General features: G+C 74.0%; 13 protein-coding genes. 3 read left to right on the top strand and 10 right to left on the bottom strand.

Translation table 11 applies throughout. The annotated features are described in order from the left end of the window. Positions 1–23 precede the first annotated feature (23 nt). Both OG802_RS09495 and OG802_RS09500 read left to right on the top strand, forming a co-directional pair. The gene (locus OG802_RS09495; protein ID WP_329417009.1) at positions 24–803 is read left to right on the top strand and encodes an alpha/beta hydrolase; all 780 of its coding nucleotides are present in this window, start codon (positions 24–26) and stop codon (positions 801–803) included. Next, positions 796–1,455 (top strand): hypothetical protein, encoded by a 660-nt coding sequence (locus OG802_RS09500; protein WP_329409022.1) that lies wholly within the window; start codon positions 796–798, stop codon positions 1,453–1,455. The genes OG802_RS09495 and OG802_RS09500 overlap by 8 nt, the downstream gene beginning before the upstream one ends. On the opposite strand, the gene OG802_RS09505 is transcribed toward OG802_RS09500, so the two are convergent. The 6 genes from OG802_RS09505 to OG802_RS09530 all read right to left on the bottom strand — a co-directional run bounded on the left by OG802_RS09505 (position 1,452) and on the right by OG802_RS09530 (position 6,874). Then, positions 1,452–2,243, bottom strand: coding sequence for an endonuclease/exonuclease/phosphatase family protein (locus OG802_RS09505; RefSeq protein WP_329409024.1), 792 nt, complete (start codon positions 2,241–2,243; stop codon positions 1,452–1,454). The two genes, OG802_RS09500 and OG802_RS09505, sit on opposite strands and share 4 nt — an antisense overlap. A 501-nt stretch (positions 2,244–2,744) precedes the next feature. After that, positions 2,745–3,698 carry an ROK family glucokinase gene (locus OG802_RS09510; RefSeq protein WP_329409026.1) on the bottom strand — a complete coding sequence of 318 codons (954 nt, stop codon included), beginning with the start codon at positions 3,696–3,698 and terminating at the stop codon, positions 2,745–2,747. A gap of 67 nt (positions 3,699–3,765) precedes the next feature. Continuing rightward, on the bottom strand, positions 3,766–4,269 hold the full coding sequence (locus OG802_RS09515) for a DUF5304 family protein (protein ID WP_329409028.1): 504 nt from the start codon (positions 4,267–4,269) through the stop codon (positions 3,766–3,768). An 81-nt stretch (positions 4,270–4,350) separates the two neighbouring features. Then, the gene (locus OG802_RS09520; protein ID WP_329409031.1) at positions 4,351–5,517 is read right to left on the bottom strand and encodes an ArsA family ATPase; all 1,167 of its coding nucleotides are present in this window, start codon (positions 5,515–5,517) and stop codon (positions 4,351–4,353) included. A gap of 65 nt (positions 5,518–5,582) precedes the next feature. Next, positions 5,583–6,038, bottom strand: coding sequence for an SRPBCC family protein (locus OG802_RS09525; protein WP_329409033.1), 456 nt, complete (start codon positions 6,036–6,038; stop codon positions 5,583–5,585). An 80-nt stretch (positions 6,039–6,118) separates the two neighbouring features. Further along, positions 6,119–6,874: a metallophosphoesterase family protein gene (locus tag OG802_RS09530; protein WP_329417010.1), complete on the bottom strand. Its 756-nt coding sequence runs from the start codon at positions 6,872–6,874 to the stop codon at positions 6,119–6,121. A gap of 366 nt (positions 6,875–7,240) precedes the next feature. On the opposite strand from OG802_RS09530, the gene OG802_RS09535 reads away from it, so the two are divergent. Then, a complete protein-coding gene (locus OG802_RS09535) occupies positions 7,241–9,037 on the top strand; it encodes an AMP-dependent synthetase/ligase (protein WP_329409035.1) in 1,797 nt (598 codons plus the stop codon). Between the two features lie 28 nt (positions 9,038–9,065). Here OG802_RS09535 and OG802_RS09540 read toward each other — a convergent pair whose 3' ends face one another. The 4 genes from OG802_RS09540 to OG802_RS09555 all read right to left on the bottom strand — a co-directional run bounded on the left by OG802_RS09540 (position 9,066) and on the right by OG802_RS09555 (position 14,316). Then, complete coding sequence (locus OG802_RS09540) at positions 9,066–10,652, bottom strand: GMC oxidoreductase (RefSeq protein WP_329409036.1); 1,587 nt, start codon at positions 10,650–10,652, stop codon at positions 9,066–9,068. 103 nt (positions 10,653–10,755) lie between these two features. Continuing rightward, positions 10,756–11,898 (bottom strand): glycosyltransferase family 4 protein, encoded by a 1,143-nt coding sequence (locus tag OG802_RS09545; protein ID WP_329409039.1) that lies wholly within the window; start codon positions 11,896–11,898, stop codon positions 10,756–10,758. Between the two features lie 152 nt (positions 11,899–12,050). Beyond that, positions 12,051–13,253, bottom strand: coding sequence for a hypothetical protein (locus OG802_RS09550; RefSeq protein WP_329409041.1), 1,203 nt, complete (start codon positions 13,251–13,253; stop codon positions 12,051–12,053). Positions 13,254–13,293: 40 nt separating this feature from the next. Further along, entirely contained in the window at positions 13,294–14,316 is a 1,023-nt protein-coding gene (locus OG802_RS09555) for a C40 family peptidase (RefSeq protein ID WP_329409043.1), read from the bottom strand. Between the last annotated feature and the right edge of the window lie 59 nt (positions 14,317–14,375).

Here is a 14,375-nt window from a genome sequence, read left to right on the forward strand (position 1 = left end):
CAGACGAAGACAGGAGACCGATGGTGCCGGTCCTTCCTGGAGCCGAGCCGTACCGCCATGAGGGCGGGGAGGTCGCCGTGCTCCTCTGCCATGGCTTCACCGGTTCCCCGCAGTCGCTGCGCCCCTGGGCGGAGCATCTGGCCGGGCAGGGCCTGACCGTCTCGCTGCCGCTGCTGCCCGGGCACGGCACGCGCTGGCAGGACATGGCCCTCACCGGCTGGCAGGACTGGTACGCCGCGGTGGACCGCGAGCTGCGCGCGCTGCGCCGCCGGTGCGCACGGGTGTTCGTGGCCGGTCTGTCCATGGGCGGCGCGCTGGCCCTGCGGCTGGCCGCCCGGCACGGGGAGGCGGTGGACGGGGTCGTCGTCGTCAACCCGGCGAACAAGGTCCACGGTCTGGCCGCCCGCGCCCTCCCGGTGGCCCGCCACGTCGTGCGCACGACGAAGGGGATCACCAGCGACATCGCCAAGGGGGGCGTCCTGGAGAGCGGCTACGACCGGGTGCCGCTGCACTCGGCGCACTCCCTGCGGACCTTCCTGCGGCTGGTGGACGGCGAGCTGCCGCAGGTCACCCAGCCGTTGCTGCTGCTGCACAGCGTCCACGACCACGTGGTGCCGCCCGCCGACTCGGCCCGGGTGCTCAGCCGGGTGTCGTCGACGGACGTGACCGAGATCCTGCTGGAACAGAGCTACCACGTGGCAACGTTGGACCACGATGCGGACCGGATCTTCGAGGAGAGCTACGCGTTCATCGCCCGGATCGCGCCCAGTGTCGGCAAGGAAGGGACGGCCGTAGGTGGCTGAGCACGACTCCGACCGCGAGGACCGGGAGAACCGGGACGAGCGGGACGGCCTGGACGCCCGGCGGGGCCACGAGCCGGAGGAGCAGAGCGTGCCCTTCGACGAGGCCGCGGCGTGGGCGGCGATCGTCGCCGGGTTCGGCGAGGAGCCCCCGGACCCGCCGGGCGCCAAGCCGTTCAAGTCGGTCGAGGACCTGGCGCTCCTGGAGGTCGGGGCGAACGACGAAGAGCCGGGGACGAAAACGGGCGAAGAGCCCGTCAAGGAGCCCGGCGAGGAGAAGAAACCGGCCAAGCCGCTGGGCAGCTCGGTCGCCTTCGCGCCCGGCGTCGGCCCGCGCGACCACACGCTCGCCGAGCCCGCCGAGGGATCCTCCGGCAAGGGCGACGAGGACGACGAGGACGACGACGAGGGTCACTTCGTCCCGCCGGAGCCGCCGCCGCTGCCCGCCGCCGACACCACGGCCAAGTTTGCCTGGCTCGGGGTGATCGGCGGACCGGTGCTGCTCCTGCTGTCGGTGCTGCTCGGCTGGGAGATGACGTGGTGGCTGACGACCGTCTGCGTCGGCGGCTTCCTCGGCGGTTTCGCCACCCTGGTGGTGCGGATGCGGCCGGACGACGAGGACGAGGGCGACCCCGGGCGGGGAGCGGTCGTCTAGGGCGTGCTGCCCGCGCCGGCCTGATGCGATGACCCGGCGGCGGGGACCCTGACGGCGGCGAGGACCGGCAGGTGGTCGGTGGCCGCGCGCAGGTCGGCGTCGGTGACCCCGGGCAGCCCGCGCGGCACCCCGCAGCCCAGTGCCCGCACGCCCTTCGTGGCGAAGATCGCGTCGATGCGGCGGTCCGGCCCGTGGGCGGGGAACGTGTGCTCGCTCCCCCAGGGCGCGGCCGTGCGGCAGTCCTGGAGGGTCGCGGCCAGCCGTCCGAAGGTGCGTCCGTCGGGCCCTTCGTTGATGTCGCCGCCCGCGATCGCGTGCTCCACGCCCAGCCCGGCCAGCCGGTCGAGGAGCATGCCGCCCTGCTCGCGGCGTTCGGCCGCCGTCAGCCCGAGATGACAGCTGACGACGCCCACCCGCGCGTCCCCGAAGCGCACCACCGCGGTGGCCAGTCCGCGCCGGAACCGACCCGGCGTGAGCGGCAGCAGCACGTCCTCGGTGCGCTCGACGGTGGCGCGCAGCGAGCACAGGACGGCCGGCCCCGCGGCCGTGCCGCCGCCGGTGAGGATGACCTGGCCGGTGGCCGCGGCGAGCCGGGCCAGCTTCTTGCGCCAGCGGAAGAAGATCGGCGACTCCTGGAGGAGGACCAGGTCGGGAGCGCAGGCGGTGATGACCCGGGCGAGCGCGTCGGTGTCGTCCCGCAGGGAGCGGACGTTGTAGCTGAGGACCCGGATGACGGCCGAACCGTCGGGCTCGGTGCGGGAGTTCGGAAGCGGCGAGGTCGTCGGCATAGCGATCAAGATACGCCGCCGCGTCCCGAACGTCCGGAAAAGCGAACGGGGGCTGCGAGCAGCCCCCGTGTTACCGCCGTCCCACCGCACGCCGTCCCACCGCACGCCGTCCCGCCGCACGCCGGACCGGTGTGCCGGATCGCCGGTACGGCCGGTGCGGCCGGTGCGGCCGGTGCGGCCGGTGCGGCCGGTGCGGCCGGTGCGGCCGGTACGACCCGGTCGGCACGACCGATCCGGCCGGCACAACCGGTCCGCCACGCCCGGCACGCCCGGCACGCCGTCACGCCCGTCGCGACCGGCCCGTCCGGCACGACCGGCCCGTCCGGCACGACCGGCCCGTCCGGCCCGTCCGGCACGGTCGGCACGACCGGCCCGTCCGGCACGGTCGGCACGACCGGCCCGTCCGGCACAACCGGCACGTCCGCCGCGACCGGCACGCCAGGCCCGTCCGTCACGCCCGGTCCGTCCGTCACCGCCGTGCGCCCGCCGGCGGCGGCGCGGCTACATGATCGGGTCGGGCTCTCTGGCCAGGTCCGCCGCGCCGACCAGGCCCGCCTTGTTGCCGAGCTGGGCCGCGATGACGTCGGCCACCGGACGCCAGTTGCCGCCGACCAGCCACCGCTTGTAGGACTTGCGGATCGGGTCGAGGACCAGTTCGCCCTCGTCGGAGAGGCCGCCGCCGACGATGAAGGCCGACGGGTCGAACAGGGACGCGAGGTCGGCCAGGCCGGCGCCGGCCCAGCGGGCCAGCTCGCGGTAGGAGTCGACGGCGACCGGGTCGCCCTGGCGGGCGGCCATGGAGATGTGCTTGCCCTCGATGCCGTCCGGGCTGCCGTCGCCGAGGCCGAGCAGGACCTCGGCGTTCTCCGGGGTGGCGTTGGCGCGCTGCTTGGCGTAGCGCACCAGGGCGCGGCCGGAGGCGTACTGCTCCCAGCAGCCCTGCGAGCCGCAGCCGCACAGCAGGCCGTCCGGCACCATGCGGATGTGGCCGAACTCGGCGGCGACGCCGAAGTGGCCGCGGCGCAGCTTGTTGCCGATGATGATGCCGCCGCCGAGGCCGGTGCCGAGCGTGATGCAGATGACGTTGCGGTGCCCCTTGCCGGCGCCGAACTTGTACTCGCCCCAGGCCGCGGCGTTGGCGTCGTTCTCCACGACGACCGGGAGACCGACGCGGGCCTCGACCTCCGCCTTCAGCGGCTCCTGGCGCCAGTCGATGTTGGGCGCGAAGTAGACCGTCGAGCGCTGCCGGTTGACGTAACCGGCGGCGCCGATGCCCACCCCGACGATGTCGTGTCCCACGCGCGCGCCGTCGACTGCGGCGGCGATGGCGTCCACGATGGCCTCGGGCGTGCCCGGGGTCGGCACCTGGTGGGTCGACAGGATGCTGCCTTCCTCATCGACCACGCCGGCCGCGATCTTCGTGCCGCCGATGTCGACGCCGATGGTGAGTCCCATGAATCCCTCAGTTTCGGTCGAGCCCCGCTACGGCCAACCGTACCCGAGGCCCTGCCCCGGGAGGGCTTCAGTCCAAGTCGATGCGCTGGCCGGGGCCCGTGCCCTCGCCGCCGTCGGGGCCCGTGTCGCGCGGGTCGCCCGCTCCGGCGGTCCAGCGCCGCTCCTGGGTCTGGACCGCTGAGCGGTAGGCGGCGAGGAGTTCGCCGCCGGCCGCCGCGAGGTGGTCGAAGACGTCCGGGTTGCGCTCGATCACGGGCTCCACCGCCGCTCTGGCCTGCTGGACGACCTGGCGGACGGCCTGCTGGGCCGCGGGGCCGGCGACCGCTCCGAGCAGCGGGGACTGGATCGACGACAGCTTGTCGGTGACGGCGTCGACGAGCTTGCGCAGTTCCTCGGCGGCCGAGCCCGGCTGCGGGCCGTGCTCGGCGCGGCGGCGGGCCTTCTCCGCCGCCAGGTCCTCGGCGGCGGCGGTGGCCCAGGCGTCGGCGTCGCTCACGCGCGGTTGCTCGTCGGCCGTCCCGGCGCCGGCGGGCTCCCCGGCTGCGTCGGGCGTGGGGCGCTCTTCGCTCATGGCGGACTCCTGACGACTGCGGGTTGACGAGGCCTGGCCGCGGCTCGCCCTTACGACGTTACCCGAACGGCGGTGTCCGGTTCAGCGCGTCCGCGGCCACAGGGCGGGATCGGGCGCGAAGCGCACGCACAGCGCGCCGTCGCGCAGGGCCGCTCCGTCGACGGTGCAGCGGCGCAGCACGGAGGGCAGGGCGACGATGCGGCGGAACGGCCCGGCGGTGACGACGAGTTCGTCGCCGCGCCGGACCAGGTCGAGTTCGTCGCGGACGGCGCCGGGCAGCGGGAGGCGCCACACGAGCACGCCGTCCTGGGCGAGCCGGTCGGCGACGGGCCACTCGACCGGGGCGGCCGCCGGGCCGACGGCGGGGACGGCGAGCGCGGCGAGGTCGTCGGCGCCGCGGGGGTCGTGGCCGAGGTGGGCGACGGGACGGGCCGGGGCGCCCCACTCCTCCAGTGCCTTGCGCTGCTGGGTGACGAGCCGGCCGAGCCGGCCGGCGTCGGCGGCGTCCTCGGGCAGGACCCGGTTGGCGACGAGCGACTCGACGGGCAGGGCGCGCAGGGCCAGGCCGAGGCGGGCGTCGCGGATCGCGTCGGCGCCGGCCGGTCCGGGCTCGGCGACGAGCCGCACGGCGGTCCCCCGGTCGGCGAGGACGGCTTCGACGGCGGCCAGCTCGGTGTCCCAGCGGGCCGTCGTCTCGTAGAGCCACTCGGCGGGCATCGGCACGCCGGCGAGGCGGCCGAGCATGGGGCGCAGGGCGCGGGCCGCCTGGCGTTCGGGCGGGAGCAGCCGGCGCAGATAGCGGCGCAGTTCCTCGGGGAGGGCCAGCAGGGCGAGGGCCTGCGGGGCGGGCGGGAGGTCGACCACGAGGAGGTCGTGCGCCTCGGCGAGCGCGGCGTCGCGCAGGGCGCGCAGCAGGGTCAGCTCCTCGGCGCCGGGCAGGGGGGTGACCTCCTCCGGGTCGAGCCGGGAGGCGCCGAGCAGGTCGAGGACGGTGGCGGCCCGGTCCTGGAAGGCGGCGAGGTCGTCGCGGAAGCCGGCGGCGGCGTCGGGACGCCAGGCCGTCAGGCGCGGGGCGACGCTCACGGGGACCGGCCCGGTGCGCACTCCGAGGGCCGCGCCGAGGGTGTCGGCGCGGTCGGCGCCGAGGACGAGGGTGCGGGCGCCCTCCGCCGCCGCGCGCTGTGCCGTGGCGGCCGCGACGGTCGTGCGGCCGCTGCCGCCGGGGCCGGTGATCAGGAGGGTGCGCATGAGGGGGAACGCTACCGGTCGGGCGGCCGCGCGGGTCGCGTCGCGGTCCGGCCGTCCTTCCCGCCCTACTTCCCGCCCGACTCCACGCCCGACTCCACGCGCTTCTTCAGCCCGGCGAGCGCCCGGTCGATGATGACCTTCTCCGCCTTGCGCTTGATCATGCCCAGCATGGGGATCTTGACGTCCACGGTCAGCCGGTAGGTCACCCGGGTGGCGCCCGCGCCGGCCGGCTCGAGGAGGTAGGAGCCGTCGAGCTGGCGCAGCATCTGGGACTTCACGAGCGTCCAGGAGACCTCGTGCCCGCCGCTCCAGGTGTAGCCGAGGACCTGGTCGTCCTTGATGGCGCCGGCGTCCATGACCAGGCGCACCTGTTCGGCGCGGCCCTGTGCGTCCTCCTTGAGGACCTCGGCCTGCTTCACCTCTCCGGTCCAGTCCGGGTAGCGGGCGAAGTCGGCGATCACCGCCATGACGTCGGCCGGTGCCGCCTCGATCGTGATGCTCGAGCTGGTGTGTTCCGCCATCGCCGTGGCTCCTCCGGATGCGGGCCCGCAAGGGTACGTGTGTGCAGCGTGAAGGCTACCGCGCGGCCGGTGGGGCGATTTCACCACTCCAGGGCATAAGGCCTGCCGCTGCCCGCGAAGTGGCCGACGTTGACGCATTCGGTCGCCCCGATCCGCATCCGGCGCGCGAGCGGCTGGTGGACGTGGCCGAACAGGGAGTAGCGGGGGCGGGTGCGGCGGATGGCGTCCAGGAGGGCGCGGCTGCCGCGTTCGAAGCGGCGGGCCACGGTGTCGTAGACGAGTTCCGGCACCTCCGGCGGGATGTGGGTGCACAGCACGTCGACCTCGCCGACGGCCTCGATCTTCGCCGCGTACTCCTCGTCGCTGATCTCGTACGGGGTGCGCATCGGGGTGCGCAGGCCGCCGCCGACGAAGCCGAAGACGCGGCCGCCGATCTCGACCCGCTCGCCGTCGAGGACGGTCGTGCCGGGGCCGGCGAACTCGGGCCACAGCTGGGGCATGTCGACGTTGCCGTAGGTGGCGTAGGTCGGCGTCGGGAAGGCGGGGAACAGCTCGCCGTACTGCTTGCGGACCGCCCGCTCGATGAGGGCCGCCCGGTCGCCGCCCACGCCGCCCCACAACCGGGCGCCCAGCTCGCGGGCCTCCTCGAAGCGGCGGGCGGTGCGCAGCTCGACGATGCGGTCGGCGTTCTCCACGCCGAACAGGTCGGGGAAGATCCCGCGGGAGTGGTCGGCGTAGTCCAGGAAGAGGACGAGGTCGCCCAGGCAGATCAGCGCGTCCGCGCCGTCGCCGGCCCGGGCCAGGTCGCGTGCGTTGCCGTGCACGTCGCTGACCACGTGGATACGTGTCCTGGGGTGCGCGGGCGGTGTGGATGCCATGTCGATCAAGGGTAGGGGTGTGGGGCACAGGTGAACAGTGGCGGCCGGGATAGCGGTTACTGGCCAGTCAGTAAAGTGGTGGACTACTGTCGGCCGGGAGACATCAATCTGTGTGACGCAGCGAACATCTCGCCGGACCCCCCTGTCGAAGAGGCCATACCGGCGGGTAACGTCCGGGCAGTCCAGTCGTGCTCAGGATTTCAACCAACGAGATTCACCGGATCCACGGGGTCCGCCGAGATTCCTGAGCGCAGCCCGAGCCTTGGACCGCACCGTCGCATCGCACAACGTCGTGGCGCCGGCGCCCTATGAGGAGCAGCAGTCTTGCGCGAGTTCAGCCTTCCGGCTTTGTACGAGGTCCCTGCGGACGGCAACCTGACCGACATCGTCCGCAGAAACGCCGCGCAGCATCCCGACGTCGCCGTCATCGCCCGCAAGGTGGACGGCGCCTGGCAGGACGTGACGGCCACGGCGTTCCTCGCCGAGGTGCACGCGGCCGCCAAGGGCCTCATCGCCTCCGGCGTCCAGCCCGGCGACCGGGTGGGCCTGATGTCGCGCACCCGCTACGAGTGGACGCTGCTGGACTTCGCGATCTGGTGCGCGGGCGCGGTCACCGTGCCCGTCTACGAGACCAGCTCCCCCGAGCAGGTGCAGTGGATCCTCTCGGACTCCGGCGCGACGGCCGTCGTCGTCGAGCTGGACGCCCACGCGGCGACCGTGGAGTCGGTGCGCGAGTCGCTGCCCTCGCTCAAGCACGTCTGGCAGATCGAGGCGGGGGGCGTCGAGGAGCTCGGGCGGCTCGGCCGCGACGTCGGCGACCAGGTCGTCGAGGAGCGCAGCTCGCAGGCCGGGGCGGACGACCCGGCGACCATCGTGTACACCTCGGGCACGACCGGCCGGCCCAAGGGCTGTGTGCTCACCCACCGCAGCTTCTTCGCCGAGTGCGGCAACGTCGTGGAGCGCCTGCGGCCGCTGTTCCGCACCGGCGAGTGCAGCGTCCTGCTGTTCCTGCCGCTCGCGCACGTCTTCGGCCGGCTGGTGCAGATCGCCCCGATGATGGCGCCGATCAAGCTGGGCACGGTCCCGGACATCAAGAACCTCACCGACGAACTGGCGTCCTTCCGCCCGACGCTGATCCTGGGCGTGCCGCGGGTCTTCGAGAAGGTGTACAACTCGGCGCGCGCCAAGGCGCAGGCGGACGGCAAGGGCGCGATCTTCGACAAGGCGGCGGACACCGCGATCGCGTACAGCAAGGCGCTGGAACTGCCGGGCGGCCCGCCGCTGAAGCTGAAGATCAAGCACAAGGTGTTCGACAAGCTGGTCTACAGCAAGCTGCGCGCGGTGCTCGGCGGCAGGGGCGAGTACGCGATCTCCGGCGGCGCCCCGCTGGGCGAGCGCCTCGGTCATTTCTTCCGCGGCATCGGCTTCACCGTCCTGGAGGGCTACGGCCTGACGGAGTCCTGCGCGGCGACCGCCTTCAACCCGTGGGACCGGCAGAAGATCGGCACGGTCGGCCAGCCGCTGCCCGGCTCGGTGGTGCGCATCGCGGACGACGGCGAGGTGCTGCTGCACGGCGAGCACCTGTTCAAGGAGTACTGGAACAACCCGGGCGCGACCGCGGAGGCGCTGGCCGACGGCTGGTTCCACACGGGCGACATCGGCACCCTGGACGAGGACGGCTATCTCGCGATCACCGGCCGCAAGAAGGAGATCATCGTCACCGCGGGCGGCAAGAACGTCGCCCCGGCCGTGATCGAGGACCGCATCCGCGCGCACGCGCTGGTCGCGGAGTGCATGGTGGTGGGCGACGGGCGGCCGTTCGTGGGCGCGCTGGTCACCATCGACGAGGAGTTCCTGGGCCGCTGGGCTTCCGACCACGGCAAGCCGGCGGGTTCGACCGCGGCGTCGCTGCGCGAGGACGCCGACCTGCACGCGGCCATCCAGGCGGCGATCGACGACGGCAACGCCGCGGTCTCGAAGGCGGAATCGGTGCGGAAGTTCCGCATTCTCTCCTCCCAGTTCACGGAGGACTCGGGCCACCTCACGCCGTCCCTGAAGCTCAAGCGCAATGTGGTGGCGAAGGACTACGCGGGCGAGATCGAGGCGATCTACGCCAAGTAGCGGCCTCTGAAGGGCTGCTGACGGCACGTCATGGCGCGATGTCCTCCGCGAGGACCCGCGCCATCGTGCGTTCGGCGAGCGCGGTGATGGTGACGAACGGGTTCACCCCGATGTTGCCGGGCACCAGCGAGCCGTCGGTGACGTACAGCCGCGAACAGCCCTTCACCCGGCCGTAGTCGTCGGTGGCCCTGCCCAGCACGCATCCGCCGAGCGGGTGGTAGGTGAAGTCGTCGGCGAAGACCTTGCCGCCGGACCCGAACAGGTCGTAGCGGTAGATGGTGGCGTTCGCCGCGTTGATGCGGTCGAACAGCTTCTTCGCCATACCGGCCGAGACGGCGCTCTGCGCGGCGCTCCAGCCGAGCTTCACCCCGCCCGAGGCGGCGTCGTAGGTGAACGCGGCGCGCTGGGGGTTCTTGGTGATCGCCAGGTAGAGGCTGACCCAGTGCTCCAGCCCCATGGGCAGCGGCGCGATCTCCGCGAAGACGGGGTTGGCGGTGTTGGCCCAGTCGTCGATCCCCATGACCGGCATGGTCGACTGGTTGGCGCCGACGGTGTCCCACAGGTGGTTGGCGCGCCCCAGCATCACGTTGCCGTTGGGCCCCCAGCCCGCCCCCACGTCGGCGTTCAGCCCGGGCAGCGTGCCGGTGTCCCGGGCGCGGACCAGGAGTTCGCTGGTGCCGAGGCTGCCGCCGCCGAGGAACAGGTAGGTGCAGCCGTACTGCTTGGTCTCGACGACCGCGCCCGTGTCGTCGATGCGGTCGGCGGTCAGGACGTACGTCCCGTCGGCGGCCCGGGTGACGCCGCGCACCTTCTCCATGGTGTGGATGGTGACGTTGCCGGTGCCGAGCGCGGCCGCCAGATACGTCTTGTCGAGGCTCTTCTTGCCGTGGTTGTTGCCGTAGATGACCTCCTGCCCGAGAGCCGATCTGACGGCGGTGCCGTCCGCCTCGCGCCGCATGTGGTCGAAGTCGTAGACGCTCGGCACGAAGGTGGTCCTCAGGCCGGCGTTCTGCGCGTGCCTGCGGGAGACGCGGGTGAAGCGGTACCACTCGGTCGACTCGAACCAGGCGGGGTCGACGCTGTTGACGCCGAGCATGGCGCGGGCGCGCGGGTAGTACGTCGCGTACATCTCCGCCGCGTCGACGGTGGGGAACTGCTCCGCGAAGTACGACGGGAGCGGGGTGACCGCCATGGAGCCGTTGACCAGGGAGCCGCCGCCGACCCCGCGGCCCACGAAGACGGACATGGCGTCGAAGTGCACCCGGTCCAGGACGCCCGGGTAGCGGCCGATGTCCTTGTTGACGAGGTCCAGCCACAGGAAGGTGGCGAGCGGCGCCTCGGTGCGGGTGCGGAACCACATGGACCGCTGGTCGGGGGCCGCGGTGCTGCAGAACACCTTGCCGTCGGCGCCGGCCGTGTTCCACAGCCGGCCCATTTCCAGGACGAGGGTGCGCACGCCGGCCTGGCCGAGGCGCAGGGCGGCGACGGCGGCGCCGTAACCGGAGCCGACCACGACGGCGGGGGCGGACTCGACCGCGGCGGGCTCGGCCGCCCGGGCCGACTGAAGACCCACGCGGGTGAAACCGAGGGAGGCCGCCGTCTGGAGGGCGGCCATACCAAGAATGTGACGTCTCGTCAGCTGACGTTGCATCAGTTTGGCTGTCATGTGCGCAGCATCAGCGGATTTTCCCCCTCCGCCTAGAGCAGCGGGGAAAAAACTAGAGCAAGGTTTTCAGCCGCTCCGCGAGCAGGTCCCAGCGCCACTTCTCCTCGACCCAGAGCCGGCCCCGCTCGCCCATCCGGCGGCGCAGTTCGGCGTCCCCGAGCAGGGCGCCGATCCGCTCGGCGGCCTCCGCCGGGGAACCGCCCCGCACGACCCATCCCGTCTCGCCGTCCAGCACGGCGTCGGGCGCGCCCCCGGAGTCCCCGGCGACCACCGGCAGCCCGGTCGCCGACGCCTCCAGATAGACGATCCCGAGCCCCTCGACGTCCAGTCCGCCCCGCCGCGTCCGGCACGGCATCGCGAAGACGTCCCCGGCGCCGTAGTGGGCGGGCAGCTCCGACCAGGGCACCGGCCCGGTGAAGCGCACGGAGGCGGCCACCCCGCTCTCGCGCGCCAGCCTGCGCAGGTCCTTCTCGTACGGGCCGCCCCCGACGATCAGCAGCACGGCGTCCGGCTCGGCCGCCAGGATCCGCGGCATGGCCAGGATCAGCGTGTCCTGCCCCTTGCGCGGGACCAGCCGCGAGACGCACACGACCACCGGCCGGTCGGTCAGCCCGAGCCGCGCCCGCACCTCGTCGCCGCCCGAGCCCGGATGGAAGGTCTTCTCGTCGACGCCCGGCGGCAGCTGCACCATCCGGTCCGCGGCCCCGGCGCTCAGCGCGGCCGCGATCCGCGAGCGGGTGTACTCGCCGAGGTAGGTGATCGTGTCCGTGCCGTCGCCGATCCGGCGCAGCAGCCGCCGGGCGGCGGGCAGCTGCGCCCACCCCGCCTCGTGCCCGTGGGTGGTGGCCACCAGCCGCTCGGCGCCCGCCCGGCGCAGCGCCGGGGCCATCAGCCCGAGCGGCGCCGCCGCCCCGAACCACACCGACGTGCAGCCGTGCTCGCGCACCAGCCCGGCCGCCCGGCGGGTCGCCGCGGGCGTCGGCAGCAGCATCGTCGTGGCGGCCCGGACGACGGGGAAGGGCTGCTCCGCGTCGAAGGCGGCGGTCGCCTCGGCTCCCTCGCGGGAGCGCTTCCAGGTGGAGGCGTGGACGACGATCCGGTCCGGGTCGAGCCGGAGCGCCATGTTGTGCAGGAACGCCTGGATCCCACCCGGCCGGGGCGGGAAGTCGTTGGTCACGATCAGGGTCTTGTCCATCGCGCCCGACCCTACCCAAACCCCGCACGCCGGCCCCGACCGAGGCGGAGCGGGCCTGGCTGCGTGAGGCGATCGAGGAGCTGACGGCGCGGGGCGGGGCCGGGGGACCGGACCGGGCGGCCGAGTCGTCGTGACCGCGCCGCCGGGGGCGCTCAGCCGAGCCGGCTCTTCAGGTAGGCCTGCCAGTCGGCCGTGAACCGCGGGAGCGAGGTGTGCAGGACGTCCTTCAGCGCGCCCTCCACCGCCCCCGGCCGCTCCTCGTGCTCCCCGACGGCCCGGTAGAACGCGTCGAGCCGCGCCTCTCCCCAGCGCTCGGCGATCATCCGGCAGGCCAGCCAGCCGCCCTCGTACGCCTCGGCCAGCCGGCTCGCGTCGCCGGAGAACGCGAAGTCGCCGTCCGCGGGCAGCGCCGACGGGACGCTCCCGGTCATGACGGAGTGCTGAAGTTCCGGCGCGACCTCGGGCGGGGTGCGTCCGGTGCCGCGGTAGCCGACCCAGTCGGCGTACCCCTCGGACAGCCACAGCGGGGTCGCGGCGCCGGTGTGGGCCCGGGTCGCGACATGGGTCGTCTCGTGGGTGAGGACCACCTGCCGGCCGACCTGGCCGAGCATGCCGTACGCGTCGGGGTTGACGACGACCCGGTCCGCGGGCGTCCTCGCCCGCCCGCCCGTCTCCCCCGTCGTCACCGCGGCGATCCCCCGGTAGGCGGCGGCCGGCGAGCCGAGCAGCCCCGCCATGCCCGCCAGCGACCTGGGCACCAGGACGACGACATGGCCCGCCCAGGCCGTGCCCCAGGCCGCCGACACCGCGGGGACGGCGTCGTCGGCCAGTTCCGCGAAGGACCGCAGCCGGCCCCCGGACTGCCCGACGCCCAGCACCAGGCTGTGCTCCCCCCGCACGACGTTCACCGTGCCCTGGTCCCACAGCTGCTGGCCGGTCTCCTTCGCGGGCTTCTCCGACGTCACCGACCACCGGCCGCCCGCGCCCAGGGCCAGGCGCACGGTGCGCTTCACGACCACCGGGGCCCGGTCGTAGTCCGCCACCCGGTAGCTCAGCTCGGCGTCCGCGGTCGCGGTGTCCCCGCCGCGCCGCAGCGCCGTCACCCGGTAGGACCAGGCCGCGAGCGGGACGGCCCGCACGGCGGCGAACCCGGCGGCGTCGCCGGTGGCCGCGTACGCGCGCGCGTCACGGTCGAGGACGGCGGCGGCCCGCCGGTCGAGCAGCCCCTGCACCTCGGCCCGCGCACCGTCGGCCGGGGCCCGGCCGCCGCAGGCGACCAGGGAGGCGAGGAGCGCGACGACCACCGGCCAGGGCCCCACGGCCCGGCATGCGCGCACCCGCCCTCGACCGGTCATCCACCCGATCGTACGGCGGCCGGGGCGTGCGGGGCGCGGGTCAGGGCCTGGTGACGGACGAGACCGGCATCATGCCGACCGGGTCGTAGCGCACCGGCGCGCCCGGATAGGGGGCGTGGATGACCTGCCCGTTGCCGACGTACATGCCGACATGGCTGGCGTCGGAGCGGTAGGTGACGATGTCGCCGGGCTGTGCCTGCGAGAGCGGGACCCGCCGGCCGGCGTGCGCCTGGGCCTGCGAGGTGCGCGGCAGCGAGACGCCGGCCTGCGCGTACGACCACTGCATGAGGCCCGAACAGTCGAAGCCGGAGGGCCCGTTGGCGCCCCAGACGTAGGGCCTGCCCAGCGCGGAGCGGACGGCGGCCAGCGCGGCGGCCGCCCGGCCGGACGCCGGGACCTCGCCCGAGAGGGCGGGCAGGCCCTCGCGGCCGGAGCGGGAGGCCCGGTCGTAGGCGGCGCGGTCCCCGGCGGACAGGGAGTCCAGCAGCTTCCTGGCCCGGGCGAGCTTCTGCTCCACGGCCCGCTTGTGGCCGACCACGGCCTTGCGGCTCCTCTCCAGGTCGGCGAGCTTGCGGGCGGCCTCCGAGCGCTCCTGGTCCAGCTCGCGCAACGCGCCCTGCAGTTCCCTCAGTTCACCGGCCTGGTGGGCGGTGATGCGGTCCAGGACGGACGCCCTGGCGAGGTACTCCTCCGGGTCGTCGGAGAGCAGCAGCGCCAGGGACGGGTCGAGACCGCCGGAGCGGTACTGGGCGCCGGCCAGCGAACCGAGCTGATCGCGCAGGCCGTTGACGCGCTCCTGCTGCCGGGCGATGCGGTCCTGGGCGTCCGTGACCTGCCTGCGCAGGGCGTCGGCGCTCTCGTCGGCCTTGTTGTAGGCCTCGGTGGCCTTCTCGGCCTCCTCGTAGAGACGGTCCACCTCGGCACGGGTGCCGTCGTGCGGCGCGGCCGTGGCCGGTACGGCGGACACGGCGCCGAGGGCGGCGGCCGCGACGGACAGCACGCTCAGGGCGCTGGAGGCGCCCCGGTCGAACCCGGACTGTGCAAGGCGGCGATGGGACCCCACGAGAAGCCGCGCTCCTTCCACCGGTGGACAGGGAAACGCGGCAGACAGTAGCCCCGCGA

The sequence above is a fragment of the Streptomyces sp. NBC_00704 genome, assembly GCF_036226605.1.
GTDB lineage: Bacteria > Actinomycetota > Actinomycetes > Streptomycetales > Streptomycetaceae > Streptomyces.

What these genes read in the sequence shown, in the direction of transcription:
- OG802_RS09545 (WP_329409039.1), bottom strand. Translation starts at nt 11,898, where the DNA reads ATGGACAAGACCCTGATCGTGACCAACGACTTCCCGCCCCGGCCGGGT.
- OG802_RS09540 (WP_329409036.1), bottom strand. Translation starts at nt 10,652, where the DNA reads ATGGCCGCCCTCCAGACGGCGGCCTCCCTCGGTTTCACCCGCGTGGGT.
- OG802_RS09510 (WP_329409026.1), bottom strand. Translation starts at nt 3,698, where the DNA reads ATGGGACTCACCATCGGCGTCGACATCGGCGGCACGAAGATCGCGGCC.
- OG802_RS09550 (WP_329409041.1), bottom strand. Translation starts at nt 13,253, where the DNA reads ATGACCGGTCGAGGGCGGGTGCGCGCATGCCGGGCCGTGGGGCCCTGG.
- OG802_RS09520 (WP_329409031.1), bottom strand. Translation starts at nt 5,517, where the DNA reads ATGCGCACCCTCCTGATCACCGGCCCCGGCGGCAGCGGCCGCACGACC.
- OG802_RS09505 (WP_329409024.1), bottom strand. Translation starts at nt 2,243, where the DNA reads ATGCCGACGACCTCGCCGCTTCCGAACTCCCGCACCGAGCCCGACGGT.
- OG802_RS09525 (WP_329409033.1), bottom strand. Translation starts at nt 6,038, where the DNA reads ATGGCGGAACACACCAGCTCGAGCATCACGATCGAGGCGGCACCGGCC.
- OG802_RS09515 (WP_329409028.1), bottom strand. Translation starts at nt 4,269, where the DNA reads ATGAGCGAAGAGCGCCCCACGCCCGACGCAGCCGGGGAGCCCGCCGGC.